Source organism: Streptomyces sp. NPDC045022, assembly GCF_056432605.1.
Genome location: NZ_JBWKIR010000044.1, coordinates 15533 through 40990, shown reverse-complemented (window position 1 = coordinate 40990; position 25458 = coordinate 15533). Strand labels below are relative to the sequence as shown.

28 protein-coding genes and 3 pseudogenes are annotated in these 25458 nt (G+C 67.9%); 18 read left to right on the top strand and 13 right to left on the bottom strand.

Going from position 1 to position 25458, the window contains the following annotated elements:
• Positions 1 to 421: 421 nt before the first annotated feature.
• From AC07C1_RS38630 to AC07C1_RS38610, 5 genes are all read left to right on the top strand, one after another.
• The gene (locus AC07C1_RS38630) at positions 422 to 727 is read left to right on the top strand and encodes a hypothetical protein (RefSeq protein WP_478946809.1); all 306 of its coding nucleotides are present in this window, start codon (positions 422 to 424) and stop codon (positions 725 to 727) included.
• 228 nt (positions 728 to 955) lie between these two features.
• Positions 956 to 1507 carry a hypothetical protein gene (locus AC07C1_RS38625; protein ID WP_478946808.1) on the top strand — a complete coding sequence of 184 codons (552 nt, stop codon included), beginning with the start codon at positions 956 to 958 and terminating at the stop codon, positions 1505 to 1507.
• A gap of 93 nt (positions 1508 to 1600) precedes the next feature.
• Complete coding sequence (locus tag AC07C1_RS38620; RefSeq protein WP_478946807.1) at positions 1601 to 1858, top strand: hypothetical protein; 258 nt, start codon at positions 1601 to 1603, stop codon at positions 1856 to 1858.
• A 101-nt stretch (positions 1859 to 1959) separates the two neighbouring features.
• The gene (locus tag AC07C1_RS38615; protein ID WP_478946806.1) at positions 1960 to 2766 is read left to right on the top strand and encodes a hypothetical protein; all 807 of its coding nucleotides are present in this window, start codon (positions 1960 to 1962) and stop codon (positions 2764 to 2766) included.
• Entirely contained in the window at positions 2759 to 3970 is a 1212-nt protein-coding gene (locus tag AC07C1_RS38610; protein ID WP_478946805.1) for a helix-turn-helix domain-containing protein, read from the top strand. The genes AC07C1_RS38615 and AC07C1_RS38610 overlap by 8 nt, the downstream gene beginning before the upstream one ends.
• Positions 3971 to 4320: 350 nt before the next feature.
• On the opposite strand, the gene AC07C1_RS38605 is transcribed toward AC07C1_RS38610, so the two are convergent.
• The 8 genes from AC07C1_RS38605 to AC07C1_RS38570 form a co-directional block, all read right to left on the bottom strand.
• On the bottom strand, positions 4321 to 4761 hold the full coding sequence (locus AC07C1_RS38605) for an NUDIX hydrolase (protein WP_478946804.1): 441 nt from the start codon (positions 4759 to 4761) through the stop codon (positions 4321 to 4323).
• Positions 4758 to 5417 (bottom strand): dTMP kinase, encoded by a 660-nt coding sequence (locus AC07C1_RS38600; RefSeq protein WP_478946803.1) that lies wholly within the window; start codon positions 5415 to 5417, stop codon positions 4758 to 4760. Before AC07C1_RS38600 ends, AC07C1_RS38605 begins: the two co-directional genes overlap by 4 nt.
• Positions 5414 to 6952, bottom strand: a complete 1539-nt coding sequence (locus AC07C1_RS38595) for a B12-binding domain-containing radical SAM protein (RefSeq protein WP_478946802.1) — start codon at positions 6950 to 6952, stop codon at positions 5414 to 5416. Before AC07C1_RS38595 ends, AC07C1_RS38600 begins: the two co-directional genes overlap by 4 nt.
• 12 nt (positions 6953 to 6964) lie before the next feature.
• A complete protein-coding gene (locus AC07C1_RS38590; RefSeq protein ID WP_478946801.1) occupies positions 6965 to 7765 on the bottom strand; it encodes a DNA glycosylase family protein in 801 nt (266 codons plus the stop codon).
• Positions 7766 to 7867: 102 nt separating this feature from the next.
• Positions 7868 to 8110, bottom strand: a complete 243-nt coding sequence (locus AC07C1_RS38585) for a hypothetical protein (RefSeq protein WP_478946800.1) — start codon at positions 8108 to 8110, stop codon at positions 7868 to 7870.
• Positions 8111 to 8119: 9 nt separating this feature from the next.
• Positions 8120 to 8296 carry a hypothetical protein gene (locus AC07C1_RS38580; RefSeq protein ID WP_478946799.1) on the bottom strand — a complete coding sequence of 59 codons (177 nt, stop codon included), beginning with the start codon at positions 8294 to 8296 and terminating at the stop codon, positions 8120 to 8122.
• Between the two features lie 75 nt (positions 8297 to 8371).
• Entirely contained in the window at positions 8372 to 8965 is a 594-nt protein-coding gene (locus AC07C1_RS38575) for a hypothetical protein (RefSeq protein ID WP_478946798.1), read from the bottom strand.
• Positions 8962 to 9534 (bottom strand): hypothetical protein, encoded by a 573-nt coding sequence (locus AC07C1_RS38570; protein WP_478946797.1) that lies wholly within the window; start codon positions 9532 to 9534, stop codon positions 8962 to 8964. The genes AC07C1_RS38575 and AC07C1_RS38570 overlap by 4 nt, the downstream gene beginning before the upstream one ends.
• Before the next feature lie 199 nt (positions 9535 to 9733).
• Between AC07C1_RS38570 and AC07C1_RS38565 the strand changes: the two genes are divergently transcribed.
• Complete coding sequence (locus AC07C1_RS38565) at positions 9734 to 11083, top strand: hypothetical protein (RefSeq protein ID WP_478946811.1); 1350 nt, start codon at positions 9734 to 9736, stop codon at positions 11081 to 11083.
• A 101-nt stretch (positions 11084 to 11184) separates the two neighbouring features.
• Here AC07C1_RS38565 and AC07C1_RS38560 read toward each other — a convergent pair whose 3' ends face one another.
• The 3 genes and pseudogenes from AC07C1_RS38560 to AC07C1_RS38550 form a co-directional block, all read right to left on the bottom strand.
• Positions 11185 to 12468, bottom strand: coding sequence for a site-specific integrase (locus AC07C1_RS38560; protein ID WP_478946796.1), 1284 nt, complete (start codon positions 12466 to 12468; stop codon positions 11185 to 11187).
• Between the two features lie 30 nt (positions 12469 to 12498).
• Complete coding sequence (locus AC07C1_RS38555; RefSeq protein ID WP_478946795.1) at positions 12499 to 13620, bottom strand: hypothetical protein; 1122 nt, start codon at positions 13618 to 13620, stop codon at positions 12499 to 12501.
• 176 nt (positions 13621 to 13796) lie between these two features.
• Positions 13797 to 14926: pseudogene (locus tag AC07C1_RS38550) on the bottom strand (IS3 family transposase); the annotation flags it as partial.
• Between the two features lie 738 nt (positions 14927 to 15664).
• On the opposite strand from AC07C1_RS38550, the gene AC07C1_RS38545 reads away from it, so the two are divergent.
• From AC07C1_RS38545 to AC07C1_RS38510, 8 genes and pseudogenes are all read left to right on the top strand, one after another.
• Complete coding sequence (locus tag AC07C1_RS38545) at positions 15665 to 16528, top strand: YihY/virulence factor BrkB family protein (protein ID WP_478946794.1); 864 nt, start codon at positions 15665 to 15667, stop codon at positions 16526 to 16528.
• Between the two features lie 416 nt (positions 16529 to 16944).
• Positions 16945 to 17511 (top strand): VanZ family protein, encoded by a 567-nt coding sequence (locus AC07C1_RS38540; protein ID WP_478946793.1) that lies wholly within the window; start codon positions 16945 to 16947, stop codon positions 17509 to 17511.
• Positions 17512 to 17855: 344 nt separating this feature from the next.
• Positions 17856 to 18062, top strand: a complete 207-nt coding sequence (locus AC07C1_RS38535) for a hypothetical protein (RefSeq protein ID WP_478946792.1) — start codon at positions 17856 to 17858, stop codon at positions 18060 to 18062.
• 350 nt (positions 18063 to 18412) lie between these two features.
• Entirely contained in the window at positions 18413 to 18769 is a 357-nt protein-coding gene (locus tag AC07C1_RS38530) for a PRC-barrel domain-containing protein (protein WP_478946791.1), read from the top strand.
• A 36-nt stretch (positions 18770 to 18805) separates the two neighbouring features.
• Positions 18806 to 18976 carry a hypothetical protein gene (locus tag AC07C1_RS38525; protein ID WP_279552442.1) on the top strand — a complete coding sequence of 57 codons (171 nt, stop codon included), beginning with the start codon at positions 18806 to 18808 and terminating at the stop codon, positions 18974 to 18976.
• A gap of 166 nt (positions 18977 to 19142) precedes the next feature.
• Positions 19143 to 19643, top strand: a pseudogene (locus AC07C1_RS38520) (hypothetical protein); the annotation flags it as partial.
• A gap of 362 nt (positions 19644 to 20005) precedes the next feature.
• Positions 20006 to 20239, top strand: a complete 234-nt coding sequence (locus tag AC07C1_RS38515) for a hypothetical protein (protein ID WP_240871176.1) — start codon at positions 20006 to 20008, stop codon at positions 20237 to 20239.
• Between the two features lie 16 nt (positions 20240 to 20255).
• Positions 20256 to 20630: a fic family toxin-antitoxin system, toxin component gene (locus tag AC07C1_RS38510; protein WP_478946790.1), complete on the top strand. Its 375-nt coding sequence runs from the start codon at positions 20256 to 20258 to the stop codon at positions 20628 to 20630.
• A 2-nt stretch (positions 20631 to 20632) separates the two neighbouring features.
• Here the strand turns inward: AC07C1_RS38510 and AC07C1_RS38505 are convergent, their stop codons facing one another.
• On the bottom strand, positions 20633 to 20866 hold the full coding sequence (locus AC07C1_RS38505; protein WP_478946789.1) for a hypothetical protein: 234 nt from the start codon (positions 20864 to 20866) through the stop codon (positions 20633 to 20635).
• Positions 20867 to 20983: 117 nt separating this feature from the next.
• Positions 20984 to 21565 (bottom strand): hypothetical protein, encoded by a 582-nt coding sequence (locus tag AC07C1_RS38500; RefSeq protein WP_478946788.1) that lies wholly within the window; start codon positions 21563 to 21565, stop codon positions 20984 to 20986.
• Between the two features lie 401 nt (positions 21566 to 21966).
• On the opposite strand from AC07C1_RS38500, the gene AC07C1_RS38495 reads away from it, so the two are divergent.
• The 4 genes and pseudogenes from AC07C1_RS38495 to AC07C1_RS38480 all read left to right on the top strand — a co-directional run bounded on the left by AC07C1_RS38495 (position 21967) and on the right by AC07C1_RS38480 (position 25263).
• Positions 21967 to 22674 carry a prepilin peptidase gene (locus tag AC07C1_RS38495; protein ID WP_478946810.1) on the top strand — a complete coding sequence of 236 codons (708 nt, stop codon included), beginning with the start codon at positions 21967 to 21969 and terminating at the stop codon, positions 22672 to 22674.
• Between the two features lie 1219 nt (positions 22675 to 23893).
• A pseudogene (locus tag AC07C1_RS38490) lies at positions 23894 to 24016 on the top strand (RHS repeat-associated core domain-containing protein); the annotation flags it as partial.
• Between the two features lie 102 nt (positions 24017 to 24118).
• Positions 24119 to 24997 (top strand): toxin glutamine deamidase domain-containing protein, encoded by an 879-nt coding sequence (locus AC07C1_RS38485; protein WP_478946787.1) that lies wholly within the window; start codon positions 24119 to 24121, stop codon positions 24995 to 24997.
• Positions 24997 to 25263, top strand: coding sequence for a YrhB domain-containing protein (locus AC07C1_RS38480; RefSeq protein ID WP_478946786.1), 267 nt, complete (start codon positions 24997 to 24999; stop codon positions 25261 to 25263). The genes AC07C1_RS38485 and AC07C1_RS38480 overlap by 1 nt, the downstream gene beginning before the upstream one ends.
• Positions 25264 to 25458 lie beyond the last annotated feature (195 nt).

Sequence of the window (25458 nt, the reverse complement as noted above, 5' to 3'; positions counted from 1 at the left end):
CGATCCACGCAACTACCTGGCCTTTCTCGGCCTCGCCGCCGCCCTGTGCTGCTACAAGCGACTTATCCGGCTCACGACATAGGACACGGTCTTAGCAGCCTCGTGCAGCTCATTCAATGCAAACTCGCAGGTCAGACCACGTGAATGGGTGCACCGAGTAGTGAAGTCTGGCAGCGCATCACCGGCCGCTGCCGAAAATTCGCGAGAGCTCGCACCGGCACGATCAGCGGTCCACTCTTCTCCGTGTCCCGGGAGGCGCCCCCCCGGGGCGGATCGGGGCTTGCGCGGCTATCAGCCCTGCAGGCCAGAGTTCGACCGCCCGTCCACGTGTGACTCCGTCACGCCCGAATCAAGGAACTGTCATGTCCCCAACATCCCCTCGGGGTGCCGCAAGCCCTGCCCAGGCACCGTGGAGGAAGCAGTGAGCCGTCCCCATCTCACAGCGCGGGTCACCGGCTTCATCGGGGGTGGCGCCGTCCTCGGCCTCTCGACGTTCGTCCATGCTCCGTGGTGGGTCTACCTCGGCGGGACACTCGTGGCGCTGGTGCCAGCGGCGCTGCCGCAGGAGTCCGAGCACCGACGCGACTTCTACCGCGACTACTTCCGGCACCGCGAGCAGATGGTGCGGATCCGGCGGAAGTCCCTGCGAAAGCCGGTGAGCCTCCCCACTCGTAGCAAGGAGTCGGACAGACCCGAGCCGCCGGCAGAACGCATGCCCGACGGGTAACCGCGAGGGTGATGCGCCGGTACACGGAGCGGCGCTTCCTGCGGCAGCACATCGGCCGCTGACGGGTGCCCCGGCGGCGGAGTATCGACCGGACGAAGGGCGGACCGTCGGGCGGTCCAGTCTCTCCCACGGCCGACTCGGCCCGGCGGTGCGCGCGCACATAAAGGGGGGTCCAGAAATCCAGCCGTCTCCCCGAACGGGCCGGGCCCGGTGCGCGACAATCGCGGCGTGCAGACGTCGAAGTTCCCCTCGGTTCGCGCGCTCGACCAGCTCCTCGACGGCCTGGGCACCAGCGTGGCCCGTCGGCGTCAACTAGACATGTTGCGCGGGGAGGTGGAGCGGGCGCTGGACCGGGGCGCTCTGCCGGTCCCGGCTCGGCGCAGCCTGCAGCGGCTCCTGGAAGAAGGGGCGATCCGCCCGTACGTGCGGATCGCGGAGTCCGGGGCCCTACGGCACCGGCGGGTGGATGGCGGTTTCCCGCCCACGTCGGAGGCGACCAACGAGATCCGCCGTAAGTGCATCGACCTGCTGCGCGAGGCGCTGGGGATGATGCCGCTACGCCTGGGCTGCGGCGGGGAGATCCCGCTGCAGCCCGCACCGGAGGCGGCCACACTGTCCGCGCTGGCCCGTCAGCTCGACCGGTACCTGGGCGGTGCGAAGTCCCCGGCACAGACCCGGTTGACGGCCCTGCTCGCCGTCGAGCTGGACACCGCGGCACGCAGTGGTGAGCTGGTCGAGCTGCGCACCACAGACCTGGGCGAGGACAACGCCGCGGTGTAGGTCGAGCGGCGCCCCCAGGGCGGCGGCACTGGCGAGGGGGAGTGGGTCGAGACCTCGGCGCTGACCCAGGCCGCGCTGGAGCGCTGGCTGGACGTGCGCAAGGACCTGGTGCAGCGGGCCCACGGGACCTCGAAGTTGTGGGTGTCGCTCTGGATGAACCACGACGGCGTCCTCGACGAGGAAGGGCGCACGGTGATCCGTCCGCCCGGGATGCCGCTGGAGGAGAACGGGCTGATCACCTCGTACCGGGTCGGCCGACTGCGGTACGACGGACTGCGCCAGCTGCTGCCACTCAAGTTGGAGGCCCTGCGGCGCACGGTGGAGGCCGAGCGTCGGCGGACTGCCGCGTAAGTCCTTCTCCCCGACAGCTGTGGGAATTTGACGCTCAGAAATTAAGCGAGGGTGCTACATTAGCGGTCGTTCGGTAAGCGCCTAGCCCCTTGGGGGGAATCATGGCTGGTGAGGTCACGCCGTCACGGTGGGCCGCCGAGCAATTCGGTGAGCATGCCGCAGAAGTGATGCGGCATGTGGTCACGGGTTTGGATCGTGGTCAGAAGGCGGCACGTCTGGTTCAGGTGGCGGCGGAAGGCGTCGGGGCCAAGGACAAGCGTCCTTACGGCAGCATGTGGGCCACGCGCTACCACCTCGTCGTCTCGCAGTTCGACTTGGCTTCGCTGCCCGGCTACGAGCCCCACAAGCCCAAAGGCGCCTCGTACAGCCTGGCGGTGGTCAACGGACGGGTACTGATCCCCTTCCGGCATGCCACCTCGCTGGCAGAGCCGATCTCCCGGGCGAAGGTGAGCACGAAGATCCCTCATCAGGTGTCCCGTGACAATGGCGTCGATCCCGCACCGACTCTGTTCGACACTCCCGAGGCTGCCGGCGCGGAGGCAGACCCGACGGTGGCCGAAGCCGCCGCGGCGGCCACCGCGGAGAAGCTGACAGTGATCTACGTCGCGTATGTGGCCAACGCTGACAGCGATGAGATTCTGGCCGCCTGGTGGGGCACGCCCCATTCGCTCGAAGACGACGGCACCATGCTGTGGGAGCCCGAGCGGCTCGACATGAGCATCGCCACCGCGCAGGACTCCGGTGGCTCTCGCCGCGATCTGCACGATTCGGGCGCCGCTATCCCCACGCAGAGATGGGCCGGGGGCGAGGTGCCTTCGCTGGATGTTGCGCCGCGCATCGAGCCCGTCAAGGACCCGTCCGCCGAACAGGAACCGACAATCCCCGAGATCGAAGACGGCAATGAGTAGAGAAACCCAGCCATCGCTGTTCACCGCGCCCGGCAGTCGCAGCGCTCGCAAAGGCCGCGCGGGTTTGGAACAACCTTCCCCAGCCGCAGTGCACGAAGTGTTCGATCCCGCCCGGCTGGCCCAGGCGCGCTGTCTGCTGGGGATGACGAAGAGGCGTCTGGCCGACGAACTGGGAGTGACCCCGGCCGCAGTGAGTCAGTACGAGATGGGGACCAACCGGCCCCGCCCTGAACTCCTCCCGCGGCTGGCAGAAGTTCTGGAGGTGCCGTTGGCGTACTTCTTGTCAGGGCGCCCCCACGCACGGCTGGATCCCTCGGCCGCGCATTTCCGCAGCCTGCGCAGCACGCGGTCCTACCAGCGCGCCAAAGCCATCGCGTTCACCGAACAGGTCTGGGAGCTGACTTACGCACTGGAGAAGCGTGTCCGGCTCCCGCTGGTCGACCTGCCCGGCTTCGCCGGTGGGGAGGTCCTCTCGGGTACCGAACTGCCCAGCGACCCGGCTGCTGCCGCCCGAGCGCTGCGTATCGAGTGGGGCCTAGGTGCCGGCCCGGTCACGCACCTGATCCGACGGTTGGAAGCACGCGGAATCGTGGTGATCACCCCCCAGCGCGACGAGGATCTGCGATCCGTCGACGCCTTCTCCACATCGCTACTTCCCCGGCCGCTGATCGTGTTGACTCCGAATAGGACCGACGACGTCTACCGGCACCGCTTCAGCGCGGCCCACGAGCTGGGCCATCTGGTCCTGCACGGTGACGCCAGCCCTGGTGACGTCGCCCAGGAGCGTGAAGCCGACACCTTCGCAGCGGAGTTCCTCACCCCCCGCGAGTCGATCCTGTCCGAACTGCCCGCACGAGCCGACCTGCACAAGCTGTCGCAGCTGCGCGACGTGTGGGGGGTGTCGGTGCACTCCCTGCTGTACCGCTGCCGAGAACTCGGTCTCCTGTCGGACTCTGCGGCAAGCCGCGCCTATCAGCGCCTGCACGGCCTTAAGGGGCAGCCCGGCTTCGCTCCTGACCCGCTGGCTGGCTACCCCGGCGAGCAACCCGCTTTGCTCTCCCAGGCGTTCGCCCTTGCCTGTGATCACGGGCTGACGATCACAGAACTTGCACGTGAACTGGCCTGGAGCGTGCCCCAGGTCCGTCGGATGCTCGGCGCTGAGGAGGACCGGCCGGCTCTCCGGCTGGTTGGAAGCGCCCCCTAAGTGCTGTCCTGGACCTATGGGCTTGTTATCAGCAGATAAAGGCAATTGCGACTGTACTGGCAGCCCTCCAGGCCGGCGGCGTGGACCAGGCCCGCAGGACTGGATCACCTCCTCGCTGAGGCTGCCGACGGCCCCGAAGGACCGCGAAGTACTCCGCGAGGTGCTGCGAGGCTCGATGCTGTAGCCCTCTGCGTCAACGCCTCAATGCCATATGGACGGAGCGGCAGCGCCAGGCGTTACACCTGAGGCGAAAGATGTTCCAGGTCACGGCAAAGCCCCGCTCATCCGCCACGGGGGGGGGAGCGGACGGGCGGGGCCGACTGGGGGCCGGCCGGTGGGCCGTGCGGCTACTACCAGCCGTGCTGTGTCAGGGCGCCGGTCGGGCCGAGGCAGCCGAGCAGGCCTGCACCGGGGTACTCGATGATGTCCTCGGGGAGGTCATGGTCGGCGAACCACTGGAGCGTGAGGCACTTGTCGGGCTCCTTGTTGGTGGGCGTGCCCTTCCACTGGGTGGCCTCGAAGAAGAAGCCGATGCGGTCGGAGCCATCTTCCTGCCGGTGGTGTACGACGTGCCGGAGCTCCAGGTGCTCGGGGTCGACGTGGACATCGGTCTCCTCGAACAGTTCGCGGGCCGCCCCCACGGTGAGGGGTTCGCCCTGGTCGAGCTTGCCGGAGGGCAGGTGCCATCGCCCGTAGCCGTACGGTCCACCTCTCTGCGAGAGGAGAATCTTCTCGCCGTCGCGGAGAAGGACGTGGGTGTCGATGGTGGGCTGTGCCGGCTGTCCGCTCATGATTCCTGGGGGGTCGGGGTGGTCGCTGAAGTATCTGACGGTAGTGGGACGGAGGGGAGCGCGTCGGCGATTCGGCGCGCGACCTCCGAAGGTGGGATGGCGGTGCTGTCGACCACGAGCACCTTCGATTGAAGGTCTTCGATGATGTTCGCGGCGTCGCGGTACAGCTCGACTTCCCGGGCGGGTGCGTCGGGGTCGGCTCGGAAGCGGTGCGTGATGCCGGCCCGGGTGATGCGGTCGGCGATCGTGTCGGGGGCGGCGGTCAGGATCACGGCCAGATCGGGCTTGGGGGCGTGGTCGTTGAGCATCAGCAGGAAGTCCAGCGGTACGCCGTCGAGTCGCTGGAGCACGAGCGTTGATGCCAGGTACCGGTCTGATACGAGCAGGTGGCCGGCGCTGAGCGCGGGGTTGATGGTGGTCTCGATGTGCCGGTAGCGGGCGGCTGCGACGAGGCAGGCCAGTGCCAGGCAGTGCAGTTGTCCGCCGTGGGTGCGGGTGAAGTCGCCGAGGAAGTCCCCGCGGGGCGGCTCGACGGTCCACTGAGCGGGGACACCCCGCGCGGCGAGAAGACCTTGCAGCTCCCGGATCGTGGTGGACTTGCCCACACCGCTCGGCCCGTCGATCGAGACGAAGAAGCCTCTGCGGTGCTCGCTCATGCGGCCGCCCCCATACCGGTCTGGTTCCGCTCGTGCTGTTCCCGGGTGAGCATCGCGAGCGTGGACCGGACCTCGGTCAGGGGCACGTCGCCGAACTGGATGCCGACGGAGAAGTTGAACTCATCGCGCTGGCGCATGGACTCGTCGGCGCCGTCCTGGGTGAGGTCGACGTCCCCGTAGGCGAGGAGGTCATCCGGGTTGTAGCCGCCCTCGTCGGTGAGGGTCTTCCACACGGGCGTGCCCGGGTAGGGGCGGAACTCGAAGACGCTGGCGCGGACGTCGCCGGGGTGCTGGTCGGAGATGGCCCACAGGTTCCGGATGTGCTGCACGGTGGCGTCCAGGTCGGTCTTGGTCTCGCCGGGGAACCCGAGAATGAAGTAGCCCTTGACGCCGATGCCGTGGGCGACCAGGCGGCGGGCGACGCGCTCCGTCATCTCGGCGTCGATCCGCTTGTCCATCGCGGCCAGGATGCGGTCACTGCCAGACTCGATGCCGAGGGCGACCTCGCGCAGCCCGTTGGTGACGAGACGGTCCAGGTCGGCGTCCGTGAGCCGGTTGAGGACGTTGATCCGGCCGGTGGCGTCCCACACGTACCGCTCCCCGATTTTGTGCCGGGTGAAGGCCTCCATCTGCTCCTCGATGACCCGTCCCGCGCCAAGGAACAGGTCGTCCACGAACCGGAAGGCGGTCACGCCGTGGCGCTCGTGGAGCTGGTCGAGCTCGCCGATGATGTTCTCGGGGGAGCGCACGCGGATCGAGACGTCGGGGTTCGCGGAGACGGCTGCGCCGCAGAACGTGCAGTTGTAGGGGCACCCACGGCTGCCGACGATGTTGGCCTCCCAGTGCCCGGCGGGGCTGAGCCCGGCGAGCCATGGCCGTTGGCCGGCCAGGCGGCGGTCTGTCGCGGTCGGCGCGGCCTGGTAGGGGTCCTGGGGGAGGAACGCGCGGTTCACGTACGGCAGGCTGTTGATGTCGGGGCCGATCAGCGCCGCGCTGCGCTTCGGGTCCGGGATGCCGGCGGCCCGGGTGTCGAGCAGGGGATCGCGCCACAGGACGCCGGGCAGGGTGCGCCGGTTCTGCTCGTCCTGCAGGAGGGCGGCGACGCGCAGCTCTCCCTCGCCGAGGACCAGGGCGCGCAGGTGGCGCATGCGGGGGTCGGCGAGGACTCGGTCCGGCATGGCCTTGGCGTGGTGTCCGCCGACCATGAGGGCGATGCCCGGGTCGAGCTGGGCGGCGATCCGCGCGGACATCTCGTAGGTGGGCGCGAGCAGGTTCATAGCGGCCCAGCGGGGCGCGGCCTCGTTGACGATCCGGGCGGCCTCCTCGATGCCCAGCCCGTGGGCTTCGGCGTCGAGGGCACCGACGTTGAAGCCGTGTTGCTGGGCGTAGGTGGCGATGTACGCCATGCCGAGCACGGGCAGGGTGTAGTCGTTCGTGCGGGGCCGCGCGGTGTAGTCACGCAGCGGAGCGTTGATGAACAGGGCGTCGAGTGTGTGACGGTCGTCGGCGCCCGCGATCAGCGGTAACGGCTGCATGGGTCCTCCATGTCATCTGGCATGCGCCCCCCAGGTGAGGGTCGCCAGGGTGAGGGTGTGCAGAGCGGTGCGGTCGCCCTTGGCCCAGCCGGTCCACAGGGGACCGAACGCCTTGTCTTTCTTGGGGGGCCAGGCGTAGTCAGGGGCGATCTTGGCGGCCCAGGTGCGCACGGCCAGGTCGTCGTGCGGGTAGGCGCTGAAGTCGCCGGTGTAGTCCGCCGCGGCGGCCGCGGCGGTCCACGGACCGACGCGGGGGATACGGGTGAGCCCGATGGCCAGGTGGGCGGCGTGCAAGACTTCCCAGTCGCGGTGGATGCGCTCGTACTCCTCCGCGGCCGCAAGCAGGGTCGTGCGGTGGAACTTCGCTCCGACGGCGGCGAACTTCTCGTCGGGCAGGTCGAGGACCACGTCCGGCGCGGGCGCGACGGAGAGCGGACCGTGCGGGCCTTCAACGGTGGTGCCGTAGGCGCTGCACCAGGCGCGGTACACCTTGCGGGCCTGGTCGGCTCGGATGACCTGCCGCAGGATCGCCGTTGTGATCGCGTCCCACAGCCACGGGTTCGCGAGCCGCTGGGTGACGCCGAGCTCGGTGAGGCCGTCCAGGAGGGTTTCCGGGACGCAGGGAAGGTGCGCGGGGTCGGTGGCGACGAACTCGGGCTTGCTGTCCTCGGTGCCGTCCACGCACTTCAGGTGCAGGCCGTCCCGGTCGTGGGAGGCGATCCAGATGCCGGAGGCTGTGCGGACGGCACGCGCGCGTGTGCCGTCCTCGTACGCCTGCCAGGCGGGGTGATCGGTGGTCAGAACGTTGCTCATCGGTTCTCCTCGGTGTGCCGGTAGTGCTTGCCGTAGCCTCTCGCGTCACCGCTGTGCGACGCGCCGCGACCACGGAACGACGCGGCTGATGAGGAGCAGGGGTCATGGGGTGGGCTCAGGCTCAGCCGGGAGGTAGGCCAGGAACACCCCGCGCTGGTGAAGGCGCTCCAGCACGCTCGCGTAGGAGTCGTTGTCGGTGGTGGTGGCAGGCCGGGCGATGGCGACGATGCCGTGGGCAAAGCCCTGCGCCGCGTACCGGCAGGCCGCCACGAACCCGGGCCGCTGGGCGAGGGGGAGCGGCTGCCCCAGGTCGGCGAACGTGCTCCGCGTGACCTGCCAGCCCATCTCTGCGGCTTAGCGGGCGATCAGCTCGACGTCCGCAGCACGCTCGCGGCCAGGCTGCGCGAGCACGTACGGGGCGACGCGCAGCGGGCGGCCTTGCCGGACTGCGGTGGCGGTGATCTGGCCCATGTACTCCCTGCGCAGCACTTCGAGCCGGGCGGCACGGGCCTGGGGTCTGAGAGGAGTCAACACGTCGAGTCCTTGAAGGTGGTGGCCGCGTGTGGCGCGAGCTCGGGAGGTGTAAATGCGCGCAGCACGCGGAGATCAAGAGATCGTGCCGAGCATGGATCCGAGGAGCATTTCGTGCGGTGCGGGGCCCGGCCGGAACTGGTCCAGGAGCTGGCGCAGCGCCGTCGGCGGGACGAGCCGGTCACCGCGGCAGGGGCGCAGCCAGTACGGGCCGGGCGGCTCCGTCATCGTCATCGGCGGCAGCGCTATGTGGTACGGCCGGCCGAGGCACAGGGCGTCGCGGTGCGCCGCCCACTGATCGCTGGTGCCGGGCGGGACGAGCCAGATGAGCCAGGACCGTTGCGGGTCCTCGATGACCGGGCCGCACGCGTCGGGCTGGTCCGGTCGGGTCTGCTGGATGCCGTCCATGACCTTGACGGCGGCGTAGGCCTGCGGGCCGCTGGCCGTGACCACGATGTCGAAGAATTGCCCGCCGAGCGGGAGCTTCAGCACGTCCCGTCGCTGGAGTGCCATCAGTTGTCGCACGCGGGCGGCGAGGTCGGCCATGTCGGGGGCGACGCGCTGCGGGTCGACGGCCACGCTGGTCTGGGTGAAGCCGACCGGGGCCGCGTCCGGCAGGTCCCGGTTGGGGGCGACTTCGCGGCGGGGCAGCTGCTCGGTGGCGTTCACGCCGACTCCCTCCAGCCGACAGGCTTCATCACCGCGGTGACCGTCTTGCCCACCACCCGCCCGTCGTCGTCCCGTTTCAAGTCCCACGAGAGACGGCCGCCGTAGTTCTGCACCCACCACAGGCCGCGGCCGTGCGGGTGGGAGCCGGACACGATGGCGTCGAAGTCGGGGAAGGCGGCTTCAGCGTCGTCCACCTCGATGCAGAGCTCTTCCGTCTCGTTGAGCACCGTCAGCTGCACGATTACGCAGCCGTCGCTGAACGGCTTGCCGTGCCGGGCCGCGTTGTCCACGAGCTTGTCGATGATCTGCCCGGCGAGGTCGACATCCCCGGACCAGCGGGCCACGGTGAGGCGGGAGCGCGCTCTGAACCGGGCGTTGGGGCCGGATGCCTCGTTGGCCAGGAGCTTGGTGTTCCAGTAGAAGCGGGGCGTCTCGGGTTCCGTCATCAGCGGTAACAGGGCAACCGTGGCGCTGACCGGGTGCGGTTGGGTGCGCTCGTCACCCGTCTCGGGCGCCGAGACGTCGGCGTCCGACGGAGTGGGGCACTGCTGCGTTGGGGGCGCGTTCACGGGGGGACTCCCTGGTTTCTGTGCTCGGTCACGCACTCTCGGCTTCGACGGTGGTGCGCTGGTCACCTTTGTGCTCAAGGCCTGGAGCGGCGCCTTGACTCGTAAGAGGTAACCGCGCGGTCACTGTCCGCGGGTACCGTTGATAAGAGGTGGGACCGTGAACACCGTGAACGCCATGGAGCTGTCGGGAGTTGAGAACATGGCCACGAAAAAACGCACGCCCAACCCTGCCCTAGACAGGCTGCTTGAGCAGGCACGATGGACGCGCACGCAACTAGCCCAGCAGGTGAACAGGCTCGGTCCGCAGGCCGGGCTGCAACTGACGTACGACCGAACGGCCGTTTCGCACTGGATCGCCGGTACGCCGCCAAAGCCCGAGGTAAGGCCCCTCATTCTTGAGGCGTTGTCCGCTCGGTTAGGGCGGCCGGTGACTCACGCGGAAGCTGGCCTTCAACCCGCGGTGTCCTCCGATGGCTCCGAACCGGTCGACACTGTTGAGGAGTTGATCGACCTAGGAAGGGCGGATATGGACCCATCCCGTCGTGCCGTCGTGGCCGCGACCCTCTTCTCCGCTGCACTTTCGGTTCCCGCGTTCCAGCAAGCCGCGCGTGCCGCCAGTGACCCGATCACGCCCGGTAAGGCCACAACCCGAATCGGTGCCTCACAAGTCGCCTCTGTACGCTCCATGACGGCAAGGATCGCCGACATTCTGGACGAGTTCGGCGCAGGCCACGCGCGCCCCATGGCGGCCGCGTTCCTCGTCAACACCGTCGGCCCATGGCTCAAGGCGCAGGCCTCCGAGTCGGTGAAGCTGGATATGCTCGCCGCCGCGTCGGACCTTACGTATCTGACGGGCTGGATGGCGATGTACGAGAAGGCTCACGGCCTGGGACAGAAGTACTACGTGAGGGCGCTCAAGCTCGCCGACGAAGCGAACGACCACGTCACGTACTGCCGCACGCTGCGCGGCATGTCCCTGCAGGCGGCAAACCTCCGACAGGGGCGCATGGCTCTGGAGCTGGCAGATTCCGCGGCCGAGGCGGCACCGTCTGCCGGCCCCCGTCTGGTGGCGTTCCTGCGGGGTCAACAGGCTCATGCGGCGTCGATGGTCGGTGACCGCCGCCAGGCCCACGCCCGGCTTCGCGAGGCGGAGGTGGCACTCTCAAAGGCCGACAATCGGCGTGACGCGATCGGCGGCTACGACCAGACCGCCTACCTCTTTCACGTCTCCCACGTGCTGATGGAGGAAGGCAATCTCGCGGGCAGTATCGAAGCAATGAAGCAATCCATTCGGGTTCAGCCGGCCAACGAACGGCAAGGCCGCGTGCATGCTCACGCGGTGCTGGCGCAGCGTCAACTGCGATACGGGCACCTGGACGCGTCGTGCGAGTCGTGGGGGCGGTTCCTGGACGAGTACGAGCATGTCTCGTCCGTCCGCGGTGACGACCACTTCGCCACGATGCGCGCTGAACTTGCCCCGTACGCGGGCTCCCGCTCGGTGCGGGAGCTGTCCGGCCGGGCGCGTGAGGTCGCAGCGGCCAAGGCCTGAAAAAGGGGCGCCTCCGGGGGAGCTGTCGGCATACCCCGGAGGCGCCATCCACGATACGGCTATCACGACCCGCACGGACAAGACAGGCCGAGATTGACCTCTCAGCTCTCGGTCGGTTTGGTGCCACCCGCCTGGGCGCGGGCATGCGCCACCGCGGTGGCGGCGGCCCCGCCGTACAGCGGCACTGCGGCGAGCGGGTCACGCTGCCCGACGCCGTGGGTGCGGTCGTAGACGGTGTCGGCGGTGGTGGAACCTTCCGCCCACCGGCCGGCCTGGTTGCGCTCCTGGAGGGAGACGCCCGCCTTGATCATGTCGGTGTTCGCCCCGGCCCGCCAGGAGTGAGAGGTGACCTTCTTGCCGTCGATGTAGGGCACGCCCGCACGAGCGGCGAGCATCTGAAGCCGCTCGTTGAGGGAGCCCTGACGCATCTTCGTCCCACGCTTGCGGTCCTCGGGGTACTTCCGCAGCTTTCCCTTCTTCGTGAGGGCGCGGAACAGTGGGTCGTCGGGGCCGTCCGCGCCGAGCTCGCGCAGGACGCCGAGCCACGCCCGGGCGCGGCGCACGAGTTGGAGGTCTTCCCGGTCCTGGATGAACCGGCCGGCCCCCTTGCCCGTCTGGTCGGTCTTGGACATGGCCGTCTTCACGAACAGGCCGGTGGGGTGGACCGTCAGGCGCTTGACGAGCTGGTCGGCGAGCTCCATCTCGCGGTGCAGGTTCACGTAGGCCAGGGCCGCGAGGAACGCGTCCCGCTTGCCGATGTTCGTCGTCTCGTCAATCGCGTCGATGATCCGCAGGTTGTAGCCGATGGTGACGGCCGGGGCCCGCTTCACCTCACCGCCGGCCGCCACCCAGTCCCTGCGCCAGGCGCGCAGGCGGGCCTTGAAGTGGCTGGGGTCGGGGCGCAGGTCGACCGGCTGCCAGTTCCAGATCCGGGACATGTACTTGCCGACGCTGTCCGGCACGTACTTCCCCGCCTTGCCCTGGCGGATCAGGTGCAGGCCGTAGCGGGTGTAGGTGTTCGTGGTGCACGGGTGCGGCAGGGGCGGCGGCTTCTGCTGCGCGCACCATGCCTTGAAGGCGCGCACCGTGGAGTCCCGGTTGATGACGGTGTTCTCGGCGAGATCCGGCTCGTCCAGGTCGGCCATGTCCTCGTCGGTCAGCCGGAAGTCGTGGTCACCCCATGCCGGGCGTTCGTCGGCGCGCGGCGGGAGCTCCCCGGGCCTGAGCATGGTGTGCTGGGTGACCAGGTAGCGCACCGGCGCCGCGGTGTCGGCGGCGGGCAGCAACTCGCCGTCGTAGACGACCAGGTCGGCCGCGCCCTCTTTCTCGGGCTCCGGTCGCTCCAGTCGCTCCACGTCCCTGGCGGGCTGCTCACTCTCTCTCACAAGGTGCCTCTCCGGTGGTGTTGTGCCCAGTCAGAAGTTCTTGGAGGCGGTGTCGACGCAGTCTCCGCACAAGCTCTGTTCTGAGTCGGTGCTCAGTACGTTCCCGCAGCCGCCTTCGCAATCGCGCAGGCCGTCAAAGTGCGTTCCACAGCCGAAGCACAGCGGCTGGGCGGCAGGCTTCGAAGCGGCTGTGATGGCGTCGAGTACCAGGGCTGTGTCCCCGCATTCAGGGCACTCGCGCACCGGCGGTTGCCCGCCGTTGGCCACCTCAAGCCACTCCAACTGCCCTAGCACCATGAAGGCGTAGTTCGCCGCGGCGCTGGTAGGTCCGCCCCATACCTGATGGCAGAACCGGCAGGTGGGGCCGTCCTTTGCGCCGTCGGCGACCATGGCCCACTGACGGCAGTCTGGGCACTCCACCGTGGTCTCGCGGTGGGGGTCGAGTTCGGCCCTCAGTGATTTCATCCGTGCGGTGACCAGGGACTGGATGGCCACGAGCTTGAGCCGCAGAGTGTCCATCGTCCGCTCGACGCCCAGCTGCTGGGCCTCTTCGAGTTGTGGCACGAGGTGGAGATGGATGAAGGGCAGCAGGAAGTTCAGGACCCGGGCCGCGCCCGCTTCAATGGCGTAGGCCGTCTGGGTCAGCCCGAAGTGTTGGAGGGCGTTGCGCGCTTCGGCGAGCTTCCTGATGTCTTTCTTGTCGCGCTCGCTGACGATGATGCCCGCGATGTTCTCCAGACGCTCGATCGCCTCCGTTGTGGTGCAACTGACGAAGGTGCCCTTCTCCCATGCCTCGCGGGTGGCCTTGGCCGGGTCAGCGAAGACGAGACTGAAGTGCTCGACCACGAGACGGGCCTTGAGTAGTACCTCGGTCGCCGCTTGAAGGTGGAGGACGGTGTACTTGAGGTCCCGGGGTCCGGGCGGGACAGATCCCTCGGTGAGGTGCTTGAAGACGCTCACCAGGTAGTCCATGCCGTTGTCGACGGGCGGGAAGGCGACGTCGGGCCGCGGTGAGCGGCGGGAGGCCGGCGGCGGGGTGGTGCTCTGCGCCGGCACCTTCGCCGCGTCGTCCGCGCCCGCCGTCACGCTGTCTGGTTCCCTCGGCCCTTCTTCTTCGTCATCCGGCGTGCTTCCAGTTTGCTCGTCGTTCACGGCATCGCCCGTCCATCACCCGTAGTTACCGGCTATTCCAAGGGACAATTAGGCCTGAACCTCCTGACGACCGATGACGACCCCGACGATGCCTCGAACAGGAAAGGAAAGGGTCTGATGCAGGTTCGGGTGACAGGTTCGGTCACGCGGCCTGGAGGGTCGGCGTGGTCATGACGGGCCTCGAATCCGATGGGGGCCAGCCGGCCGAGTGAGGCTTGTCTGCGGCGTCGGTGGTAGGTCCGCTCGATCCAGGTCACGATCGTGATCCGGAGTTCTTCGCGGGTGGCCCAGACACGGCGGTCGAGGACGTTCTTCTGCAGCAGGCTGGAGAAGGACTCCATGGCCGCGTTGTCGCCGGCAGCTCCGACCCTCCCTATCGATCCGGCCATCCGGTGGCGGTCGAGTGCCCGGACGAACCTCCGGGAGCGGAACTGCGACCCGCGATCGCTGTGCAGAATGCACCCGTCGACGTCTCCACGCCGGGCCACGGCGTTGTCCAGGGCGGCCACGGCCAGGCGGGACTTCATCCGCTCGTCGATGGAGTAGCCCACGAACCTGTTGCTGAAGGCGTCCTTGATCGCGCAGAGATGGAGCTTGCCTTCGCCGGTGGCGTGCTCGGTGATGTCGGCGAGCCACAGCCGGTTCGCGCAGGTCGCGGTGAAGTCACGGTGGACCAGGTCGTCGTGCACTGGTGGGCCGGCCTTCTTGCCCTTGCCGCGCTTCTTGCCGAACACGCTCCACCAGCGGTTGTCCCGGCAGATCCGCCATGCAGTCCGGTCCGCCATCACGGCCCCGGCGCCGCGCGCTTCGTCGGCCAGGAAGCGGTAGCCGAACTCCGGGTCGTCACGGTGCGCGTCGAACAGCGCGTTCGCGCGATACGCCTCCTCCAGCATGGCATCGGTCACCGGCTGGTCCAGCCAGCGGTAATAGGGCTGTCTGGCGAGCTTCAGCACCCGGCACGCAACCGTGACGGGCACCCCGTCCACGGCCAGCTCCCTCACGAGCGGGTAGATCCTTTTCCCGGCAGATGAGCCTGCGACAGATAGGCCGCGGCACGGCGCAAGACCTCGTTCTCCTGCTCCAGCAACTTGATCCGCCGACGGGCTTCCCGCAGTTGTGCGCTCTCCTGGCTGGTCGCCCCGGCCTTGGACCCGTCATCGACGTCCGCTCGACGCATCCACTTCCACAACGTCATCGGGTGGACCCCGAAATCGGTGGCCACCTGCTCGACCGTCACACCCGGCCCGCGGTTCCTCGCGACCCGCACGACGTCCTGGCGGAACTCCTCCGGATAAGGCTTGGGCACAGCGACATCCGTCCCATCCGCCCCACAGGGCAAGCCAGTTCAGATGTCACCCGATCGTGCAGCAGACCCCTGCCCCCACACCGAGGATGTGCGCCGCTACGTCGCTGCTGGCCACCGGCTGCGCTGCCTTCGCGTGCGCCTTGAACCGGGCGACGGCTACATAGTCCCACGGAACTTCTGCCACACGATGGATCCAGGCTCGCATGGATTGGAAACGTAGTCGCTGACGCCTCCAGGCGGTGATGGTTGCGGCAGGTTGCGAAATACCGTGCGATCAGGCGCTGAGAGGCCCGGTGAGTTGTGCACGCGGTCGGCGCTGGTGAGGGCGTCGCACAGTGCTTCGGCCCGTGTCTATACCAGCCCGGCGTGCGAGAGATAAGCGCCAAAGCCGCCAGTTGTTGATCTTGAAGCCCTGAAAGGTGAGGGAGTTGGCTGTCCGGCGGAGCAGCGGATAAGTTCTGCGGCACGACCAGATGCGGGTATGCCGGTATCTCCAGGCAGATCGCGCGTCGGTGAGAGGAGCGTGCCGCCCGGGGTGACGTACGAACGGCTCGTCGGGGAACCTTGCCGACAGGAGCCGGACGACGGTACATGGCACGAGGGGGAGGCGCCCGTCTGATGAGCAGCTCGCCAACGCCTGCGTTCGAGCCGGGCGGTGCCGACCGCGCACCGCTGCCCCGCTCCGAAACAGAGCCGCCTGCACACAACTTGCAGACACGCCAGGCAGCCAAAGCGCCCTTGCCGCCCCCGACGTACGCGCGCGACCTGCCGGGCTGGCAGCACATCGGTACCGCTCTGCGGCGGACCCCCGCCTCGGTGTGGAACGACAACGTGACCGACTTCGCTGCCGCCCTCACCTATTACGCGGTGCTCGCGCTCTTCCCGACGCTCCTTGTCACGGTCTCACTGTTGGGAATCGTCGGCGCTTCGACCACGGACAACCTGATCGGTAACGTGATCGCTGTCGTGCCGGCCGAGTCCCGCCCCGTCATGCAGAGCACGTTGCAGGGCATGGCGGAGCAGCACACAGCTGCTTGGACGCTGGCCGTCTTCGGCATGATCGGCGCTCTGTGGTCCGCCTCCAGCTATCTGGGGGTCTTCCGCCGGGCCCTGCACGTCATGCACGGCGTTGAGGATCTGCGCCCGGCGTGGAGGACGGCACCACGGCTGGTGATGACCGCCGTGGTGCTGCTGATGCTTCTGGTTTCCAGTGCCCTGGTGCTCATCCTGACCGGCGAAGCGGCCCACACCGTCGGCCGGCTCGTAGGCATGGGCAGCATGGCCGGCACCGCATGGAACGCGCTGAAATGGCCGCTCCTGCTGTGCCTGGTCGCCATCATGGTGCTGGTGCTGTTCCGCTCGGGCCCGGCTGGGACACGTGGGGTGCGGCAGAGGCTTGTGGGAGACGCTCTGGCCGTGGCCCTGTGGCTCGTCGCCTCCGCCAGCTTCGCTCTCTACGTCTCGCACGTCGGCACGTACAATCGGCTGTACGGATCGCTCGCCGGGATCATCGTCTTCCTGGTGTGGCTGTGGCTGTCCAACCTGGCCCTCCTCACCGGGGCCCAGTTCAACGCCGAACTGGCCAAACTCCGCCGTCGATGACCGACAGGGCATAAGCTGCCCAGCTCTCGTCGCGATCGGCCAGCCACTCCATTCCCTGGCCCCCAGGCACCCCCCCGGCCGGCAAAGCGACGACCAGTACGCCAGGCACCGTAGCCAGTGCCGCTGACATCAACCGCTGCCCGGTCGCGTCACGTCGCATGCCACAGAAGACCCGCGTCGGCACTCGTGAGGGTGGAAAAGGCTGAGAGCGTGACACACTCGACCGGTCCGTCGGCGGCCAGTTGCCCGCCCCGGTCGCTGAGGAGCCTGACGACGCGTTGCTGAGTCGCATGCTCATCCAACTGCCTCTGGGCACGACGACATCTTCGGACCGGACCGAACCCCGCGCAGCGCCTGCCGCTTCACGACGCGGGTATCGGAACGTCCAAGCAAACCAATGTGGCTAGGAGCTTGTAATGGCGCGGATGGTCCTTCGTGACAAGACCGCGACGGAACCCGGGGACCGGGTTCCCGGAAAACCTCCCCTGTCCGTGCTCGGCCGGGTACTGGCCATGCTGCTGGCCTTCGCGGCGATGGTGGGATTCGCGGTGGTACTGGCCCGGCTCACGCTGGAACCGTCGGCGGCATCCGTGCCGTTGACGCACAGTAATCTGCGCCCTGGTGACTCCATCCGTGCCTATCTCGCTCAGCCCGCGTCCCTTGACACGGTCAAGCAGCTCGGCGGCAATATCGTGATGGGTGTGCCGTTCGGTGTGCTGCTGCCGGTGCTGGTGCCCCGAACGCGAGGGCTGGTCCGGGTAGCGGTGGTCACCGCTCTCGTGATGCTCCTCGTGGAACTCGTCCAAGGCGCCCTGATCATCGGGCGTACCTTCGACATCGATGACGTTCTGCTCAACACCACAGGTGCTCTTCTGGGTTATCTGCTGCTCGGCCTCCGGCTGGGCTGTGCAGTGCATCCTCGGCGCCGTCACTGGTGGCACCGATTCACCAAACGTCCGGTGACTGCTACGGATCCGACATAACTCTTTTGAAGCACACCCGGCACCCCTGGGCGGGTCAACCATACGGAGGGCTCACCATATCCCGCAGAACAACGTAGGGAGCCTTTTCAGCCGCCCCTCCGGTGGGTGAGGTATCGCGCGGTGTTGACGAGGTCGGCGAGCAGGGCGGCCACGACAGTGCTGGTCCGAGCTGCCATCCATGACGTCAGTGGTGATGCTGGAGCCGCCCGGGCCGCCGGACCCGCCGCCGGTCGATGAGGCGGCGGTTCCGGCGGCCCGGGCTCGGGCTGCGGCCGAGGCCCTGGGGCGGCAGAGGAAGGTTTCCGGGGCAGTCGGCGCGATGGTGATTCCTTCGCAGCGCGGGGGTGCTGGTGGCGGTCGGCGGCGTCGACGGGGAGCTGTACGTCAACGGCCAGGTTATGTCCGAAGGGTGGGCGGCCCGGCTGCGCGAGGAGCTGCCCGAGCTCGCCTCGGACGTGACCAGGCTCCAGGAGAGGCGGGCGCAATGGCAGGACGCGCCGCCGGCGGACCGCTCCTTCGAGCTGGGTGGGTGCACCGATTGGGTCCACTGACCTCGCGCGCCTCGGCGACGGGGTGGCCCTCCCGTCGGCGGACGGTGTACGGGGGCCATGTCGGACGCGGCTGCGTCCGGACGGGGCGTTGGGGGAACCGGTTTCGGGGCACCCTTCACGGGGTGAGCGAAGACGATCGGAACAGGCAGGACGTCGAGGGCCCGGCCGCTGCGGCGGCGGGGCCAGAGGATGTGGGCAGGCTGCCGTAGCCAGCTCACCGAAGCGATCACCGCGATCCGTTCCCAGGGGGCCATGCTGATGGGCTGACGCCTGCCCGTGCCGGCAAGGGCGAGGGTGACGAGGCTGTGCTGACCGAACCAGATGACAGAGCAGAGTGAGACGGACAGACCATGATCCATGCAGCCGATATCCGTGAGTGGCGCAACCGCAGCGTCGTCGACCCCAAGGGCCGCAAGATCGGCGTGCTCGAAGCCATCTACGTAGACACCACCACCGACGAACCGGCCATGGCCACGGTCCGTATCGGACTTCCCACCCGTCACCAGCTGGCCTTCGTGCCCCTCGACGAGGCGATCCTGGGACCGGACTACGTCAAGGTCTCCTACGACAAGGCGCTGGTGAAGAAGGCGCCCACGGTCGGCATGGACGACATCCTGCCCGCCGAGGCCGAGGAAGCGATCTTCCAGCACTATGACCTGACCTACCAGCCGGGCGCGGGCGGCGAGAGGCAACTCGCGCGCCGCTGACCGTCGCGTGCTCATTCCGAAGGAGGTGTTCGTGTCATGGCTCTGTTCCTGTTTCTCGTTCTGGTCGCCGTCGTGCTGGGAATCGTCGGCGTGGTGGTGGAGGGGCTGGGCTATCTGCTGATCATCGGCATCGTGGTCCTCGTGGCCGCTGTGGCCTTCATCGCGGTGCGCTGGTCCCGGCGCTCCGGCCGCCGACCCATCCGATAACGCCAGATAGCCCAGGATCCCAACCGCTACGGCGTTCACCGTGTTTGAGGTCGTTCTCTTTCCGAACCTCGTGTGCGGTTTCTACTGTTCAGGCATGGGATGGCAGCTGTCACGGAAGTCTTGGGCCGTACTGGCCGAGATGTTGTGGGGGAGGCGGATGCCGCCGATGCGGGCGGTTTTGGAAGCACGGCAGAAGGCTGCAGCAGTGCGGGTGGAGGAACTCGGAGCCGAGTTGGAGCGGGTGCAGGCGTCTCTGGCTGATGCGGAAGAGGTGCTCAGCCGCCGGGTGATCGGCTTGGAGCAGTATCTGGAGGCGCTGGCCGAGGCGGACGTGGCCGCCGCGTTGGCCGGCGGGTTGAAGCAGATGAAGGCGGTGGGGCCGCGCCGGGCGGTGCCTGCGCGGGACAGTGCGGTCGGGGTCGAGGGTTTGTCGATGGACTACCAGGCGTTGATGGACGCTGCTGTGGAGGCCGGCGCCGAAGGGCTCGGCGCTCGGCGGGCGGCCGTGGTGCTGGGCTGGGACAGCGCGTCCGCCTCCCGCGTCGAGGGAGCGAGGGCACGGCTGAAGCGGCTGGTGGAGCGGGGCTGGCTGGTCGAGGAGAAACCGGGCCGGTTCACGCTGCCCGCGCCGGAACAGGTCGGGGGTGGGCGGCCAGGCGGCGTCTCGCACGAGCCGCGCCATGTGAGCGTCGGCTTCTGCCTCCGCCACATGAGTAAGACGCGAACTGGTTCAAGTCGCAGCTGCGTCGCGCATACCTGAAAGCGGTCGAACGGGGGGAGGCGCCCCCCTTGCCCCCCGGTGACCTGGAAAGACTCAGCTCTGCCGACTTGGCCTTGGCCGTCGACCGTCTAGCAATTCGGGAATTGGAGGTACAGCGCTCCAGCACCCTCGAGGAGTGATGATCCGGACATTTCGCCCGGGGTGTCGTTACGTACTCGGGGGGAGCGCCGTCGCGGGCGAGCCCATCGACGCGGACCACTCCAGTTCATCCCTCCCCTTCAGCGACCGGGTCCGGCTACCGTGGGGGCATGGCCAGGGAAATCCGCATCGAGATCGATGACGAGCAGTACGAGCAGCTGAAGCGCGAGGCGCACCAGCGGCACGAGGATCCGGATGTGTACGCCGGCCGCGTCCTGGCCGACGGCCTGAACAAGGCGCGGTTCCTTCAGGGCTGCGCTGAGTTCCTGGCCACGCCGGGAATGCGCGAGGAGTTCGCCAGCCGGTTCGGCCCGCAGCCCGGGCCCAGCGCAACCGCTGCGTGAGGGTGGACCTGCCGCAGTGGACCTGACCATTGATCTTCCGTGGCTGCTGGAGCTTGCCCGCACTCAGCTGGGCGACCCGGACGTGACGGATTGGGGAGCCCTGGAGGCTGCCCGCGCCCGGCACTGTTTCCGTGTGATGGACGGCCTTGTCTACGACCAGCCCCACCACCGCGCCGCCGCGCTTTTCCACTCGCTGTGCCGCGTCCCGGCGCTGGAACACAGCAACGCCCTGTTCGGCATCACCGTCGCGGCTGGCTACCTGCACGCGAGCGGCCGGCTGGCACGGTTTACGGCCAAGGAGGCGGCTGACCTGGCCGAGCAGGTGACGGCCGGGGACGTGGACATACGGGCCCTCGCCGACACGCTCAGGGAGTGGACCGAGCGGGCCTGAACTCAGGCTCGGTCCGGGAGAGACAATGGGATCTCCGCCCGGGGCAGGAGTGATGCCACCGCTTCGGGCAGCTGGCCCGGCTTGGTCTCCACGATCTGCACGTCGCTGCATCCAGCGTCTTCGAGTCCTTGCTTGCGTCTGCCGGCGCTCGGCTTGTCATAGGCGACGGCGGAGGAGCGCGGGGTGCCGTCCGGGTCGGTCCAGGTGAGCGCAAAGTTCTGCATCGTGATCGTCATGCGGCCATCATCGCCGTCGGCACTGACAACGCCCCGCTCGCGCCCTCTCTATCACCGCTGACGACCGTGAGCCCCAGGAGACCGTTCTCCTAGGGGCCCGGGGCCGGGTGGGCGGGGTCAGCCAAGCAGGCGCAGCAGCGCGGCCGACATCGCGATCATCGTCTCCGCCTCGGTGCGGCTGTACGTGAACGTCTTGGTGACGGCGTCCTTGTGGAGCGCGCCGCTCGCCTGGTCCTCGAGCGCGGCCCGGATCCAGGCCCAGCGTTCGTCCGGGGTGCGTTCGCGGGCCGGTTTGCTGCCGGGCCAGGACCAGCCGCTGTTGACCTTGATGTACTCCAGCGTGCGACGTGCTTCGAGCATGGCGCCGTCGATGTCGTCGTCCCGCAGTCGGCGCTGGGCCTCCCGCAGGTAGCCGACGGCTTCCTGGCGCCCTTCGTCGTCCGCGGGGAAGGGCACGGACATCTCGACGGCGAGGGACGGACCGAGGCCCTCCATCTGTTGGCGCCAGCGGCTCTCGGCGACTGAGATGTACAGCGTCGCCGAGGCACCCGGGTACGAGGTCGCCTGGGACAGGGTGGTGCGGACCTCGATCTCCAGGCGCAGGTCGCCAGAGCGGTGTTCGTCCAGGGCCCGCACCTGGGCGCTGGTGAGCATGTAGCGCAGCTCCGGGCGCTCGACGGAGTCGGGGCCGGAACGCAACGGTGGCTGTGGCGGTGCCGAGCATGCCCCGCTGTCCGTTGCCGAACGGCGCCCACAAGACGGTGTCCAGGATGAGCACGCGACCGGCCTCGACGGCCGCCGGGGTTTTCACCTCCAGTTGCAGGCGCAGGCTGTGTGCCCCGAGCTCCTTGAGGAGCATCAGGATGTTGTCCCGGTGGCCGATGGCCATGGTCCCGACGGGCGCGTCGAAACGCAGTTCGTCCATCGTGCGGCGCCTTCCTGGTGGTTCGTGTGCTGCGCCGATTGTGGGGCCTGGACTCGGCACGGTGCCCGGCATTTACGTATCGGGCTCCCTGCGCCCCAAGCGAGGCCGGGCAGCCTCACGCGCACACGAAGCGGAGCTTAGGCTCCGTCCGGTGGAAACGTTCTGGATCACCGCGATGGCCGTCCTGTGGGGTGCAGGAGTGGGCTTGCTCATACCGCGCGCCGCGTACCGGCTCTCCGTGCCGCCCGATGAGCCGTGGCGGGCAGCGTGCCCTGCCGGACATCCCCTTGCCGGGATCGCGGGCGGTTGGCTGGGGCGGGCCCGGTGCGCCGACGGCGACTCTTACGGTCCCAGCGCTCCCATCGTCGCCGCCGTCTCAGCCGTGGCCTGCGCTGTTCTGTCGGCCGCCACCGGGGCTCGCCCCGAGCTGCTGGTCTGGCTGCTGCTGGTCCCCGTCGGGGTGCTGCTCGCCGTCGTCGACTTCGCGTCGCATCGGCTGCCCGACGTGCTCACCCTGCCACTTGCCGCGGCAGCACTCGTGCTGCTGGGTGTTGCCGCGTTGCTGTCCGGTGCCGGTGGAAGCTGGACGTCTGCGCTGCTCGGCGCCCTCATTCTGGGGGCCTGCTACTTTGCGCTCTTTCTCATCAGCAAGGGCTTCGGGTTCGGCGATGTGAAACTCGCCCTCGTCCTGGGCGCTGTCCTGGGCTGGTACGGCTGGGCCATCGTCCTGGTCGGGACCTTCGTCGGGTACCTGCTCGGCGCGCTGTACGGCATCGCCCTCATGCTCGCGGGCCGGGCAGGCCGGGAGACCAGGATCCCGTTCGGTCCGTTTCTTCTCGCCGGGGCGTTCGCCGGGGTGCTCCTGGGCTCCTACACCCCGTGAACCCGGCCGACGGAGTCGGTGAGGACGCTGGGCCGGTGTCTGTACTGATGACGCACCGGGTCGGCTTCGTGCTGGCTAGCCTGGGATTCGGTGCGCCCGTACGGGCGGCTGCACGACGAGAGGGAGTCGATGACCGATCAGGCGACCAGGCCCCAGGCGAAGGCCGATCCCAGCACTCTGACGGTGGATTTCCGGCATGTCCACCGCCTGATCGATCCCGCCGCCGAGGGCGTCCAGACCTGGCAGATTTCTCTCCTCGCGGACGACGAGACGGTGGGCAGTCTGCGCGCCACCCGTGGCCTGTACTGGAAGGCCCACAACCTTCGCCAGCGCATGGCCGACGAGCAGACCTTCCCTGCCGTGGTGTCGGAGCAGCTCCTCGACTCCACGGGGCAATTCCGCCCGGAGTTCGAAGAGTTCGTTGATCTGCCGGGCAGCGTCCTCGTGGTCGACGAACTCCACATCGCCGCGCCCTGGGCCGATCCCTGGGTCGTCGCCGGGCTGACGTCCAGCGTCATCGACCGGCTGACTGACAACCAGTTCGCTGTGGTCCTCCCTCGAGTCTCCGGTGACACGGAGGCGGCTCTCCTCACGGAGGCGGGCGTCCTGCTGAGCGCCGAACCGTTCTCCGACGAGCTGCTGATCATCGACACGTCACTCGCCGCCCCCGAGGAGGCCGCGCACCGTGTGCGCGAGCACCTGCGCTCCCGCGCCCGCTACGGCGGAGCCGACCCCTGGAGCGACGACTGGGACGAGGAAGACGAAGAAGAGGCCGAGGTGCTCACCCCGCGCACGCGAGCAGTTCTGAACCTGGCCCTTCAAGAGCTGTCGGACCAGGCGTGGCAGGAGCTGCCCACGCTGGGCGACCGGCCACTCGAGCGGGAAGCCAGCGGGCTCTTCGGCTCACTCCCGCGGTTGACGTGGCACCAAAACGGCCAGTGGAGACGGCAGATGGCGCGGGCCTTCGACGATCTGGCCAGCGACTGTTCGTCCACCGTCGACGTCGAACCGCGCAGCACCGCCGAGGAGATGGCCCTGCACCTCGGTATCGCCCGCGCCCAGGACCTGACACGCAACCGGCCGCGGCTCGTGTCCGAAGCCGTGGCGGCCCTGCCCGAAGACCGCCGGGATTTCGACTGGGATGCCTGCTCCGATGACCTCTTCCAGGACCACGACGTGCTGATGCTGTTCGACCACTCCCTCGACGGCATCGAGCAACCTGCTCGGCAAACCCGCCGACGACTCAACCGGCCTGGCCCACGTCGACGCTCGCGAATACGACCCCATCACGGCCCAGTTCATCAGCGTCGACCCGATCCTCGCGACAGACCAACACCAGTCCCTGAACGGGTACAGCTACGCCGGAAACTCACCAATCACCCAGTCGGACCCCACCGGTTTGTGCTTCGCTGACGCATGCGGAGTGGGGGTACCCAAGGGTCGCGTGATTTTCGATGATGACAAGGCCGGTGAAACCATCACGGACGGCCCGATCGACCCGGGTAATCCCAGCGCAGGAAGCTGCCACTACGGCAGTTGCGGCAAGATTCACTACAATGCGACGGGCACCTCGCATACCAGTAATTCAGGCAATACCACGAGTCATGCAGTTAGTGGCCCCGGTGACGAAAGCGTCGCCCAAGTAGCCCTTGGTTGGGGGCATGCAATTGCGCAGGTCGGCGAGTGGGGCATGAAAGCCGGATACCCGCTCTGCTGGTTCGGAGCGGAGGATTGCGAAGTAGCCGATTCCTACGATGAATGGGCCGCATCGCAGGGAGCCGATCCGGCTAGCTCCACTTACCAGCAGGGTACGTCTGACGTCTACAACAACCTTCTTGCTGCCATAGGTGCCAGAGGCGGTGCCGCAAGCGAAGGCCTGGTGGCCGAGGGTGCAGGCGCTTGGAGCCCGGGGCGCAGTACCATCCTTGGCGGCACATACTACACTCCTCAAACAGGCCTCAAAGGTCTAATAAACCCGCAGGGCGGGACAACTAATTGTCGAGCATGCGTGGTCTCCCTGGATCTTATGCTCGCCGATGGTACTCGCTCTAACGCCCTACCTAGGATCAAGCGCGGCGACGTTAATGTGATCGAAAACCTGAATGGTCGCAAGTTTCGGAATAGGAGCTTTTCGAATATCGTAGCCGATATGCAGAAAGCTGGAAACGGTGCCAGAGGGATCGTTCACGGTATGGACTCGCAAGGTGGTCACGTTTTCAACGTGATTAATATCCGTGGGCGCGTTACCTTCCTTGACGGTCAAATCGGCAGTGCCAGTCACGCTGCAGGCTGGGACTCCTACAAGTTCATGAGGACAAACTGATGATTTCAGAGAAAGAGGCTCGCGAAATCGCGGACTCCTTCCTGCAAGCTAGTCGGGACGCCGACGAGCCAGATTTGGCGATCGACTGGGCGCAAGTTCGGGTGAAGGAGAGGTTTCTCATTGCCCCTTATAATTCCGTCCGCTTTCTAGAGACTCGTGACTCTAGTGTCCAGCTCCTGGACTGCTGGCCGATTTTGGTGGACATGAGTACCGGACAGGCAAGATTCAGCCTTCTGGAAGAGCGGGAGTTTTGGAGGAACCGCTAGGCGGATCGCAGCGAGGAGCTGTCGCGACGTAGCAGGGTGGCCGCGTTCTTGCCACGATCAAGCGGTCGACGACGTCCACCGTCCTGTTGAGCCCGGTAGCAAACAGACATGCGTTAGGGCTGGTTCCCACCCGGACCAGCCCTCTGGCGTGGGTTCGGGATACTCGGCATCGGCTCCGGCAGCGTCTACGTCAGA

Coding starts and splice junctions, on each gene's coding strand:
- AC07C1_RS38615 (WP_478946806.1), top strand. CDS start 1,960: ATGGCTGGTGAGGTCACGCCGTCACGGTGGGCCGCCGAGCAATTCGGT.
- AC07C1_RS38610 (WP_478946805.1), top strand. CDS start 2,759: ATGAGTAGAGAAACCCAGCCATCGCTGTTCACCGCGCCCGGCAGTCGC.
- AC07C1_RS38605 (WP_478946804.1), bottom strand. CDS start 4,761: ATGAGCGGACAGCCGGCACAGCCCACCATCGACACCCACGTCCTTCTC.
- AC07C1_RS38600 (WP_478946803.1), bottom strand. CDS start 5,417: ATGAGCGAGCACCGCAGAGGCTTCTTCGTCTCGATCGACGGGCCGAGC.
- AC07C1_RS38595 (WP_478946802.1), bottom strand. CDS start 6,952: ATGCAGCCGTTACCGCTGATCGCGGGCGCCGACGACCGTCACACACTC.
- AC07C1_RS38590 (WP_478946801.1), bottom strand. CDS start 7,765: ATGAGCAACGTTCTGACCACCGATCACCCCGCCTGGCAGGCGTACGAG.
- AC07C1_RS38585 (WP_478946800.1), bottom strand. CDS start 8,110: ATGGGCTGGCAGGTCACGCGGAGCACGTTCGCCGACCTGGGGCAGCCG.
- AC07C1_RS38565 (WP_478946811.1), top strand. CDS start 9,734: ATGGCCACGAAAAAACGCACGCCCAACCCTGCCCTAGACAGGCTGCTT.
- AC07C1_RS38540 (WP_478946793.1), top strand. CDS start 16,945: ATGGCGCGGATGGTCCTTCGTGACAAGACCGCGACGGAACCCGGGGAC.
- AC07C1_RS38530 (WP_478946791.1), top strand. CDS start 18,413: ATGATCCATGCAGCCGATATCCGTGAGTGGCGCAACCGCAGCGTCGTC.
- AC07C1_RS38525 (WP_279552442.1), top strand. CDS start 18,806: ATGGCTCTGTTCCTGTTTCTCGTTCTGGTCGCCGTCGTGCTGGGAATC.
- AC07C1_RS38515 (WP_240871176.1), top strand. CDS start 20,006: ATGGCCAGGGAAATCCGCATCGAGATCGATGACGAGCAGTACGAGCAG.
- AC07C1_RS38505 (WP_478946789.1), bottom strand. CDS start 20,866: ATGACGATCACGATGCAGAACTTTGCGCTCACCTGGACCGACCCGGAC.
- AC07C1_RS38495 (WP_478946810.1), top strand. CDS start 21,967: ATGGCCGTCCTGTGGGGTGCAGGAGTGGGCTTGCTCATACCGCGCGCC.
- AC07C1_RS38480 (WP_478946786.1), top strand. CDS start 24,997: ATGATTTCAGAGAAAGAGGCTCGCGAAATCGCGGACTCCTTCCTGCAA.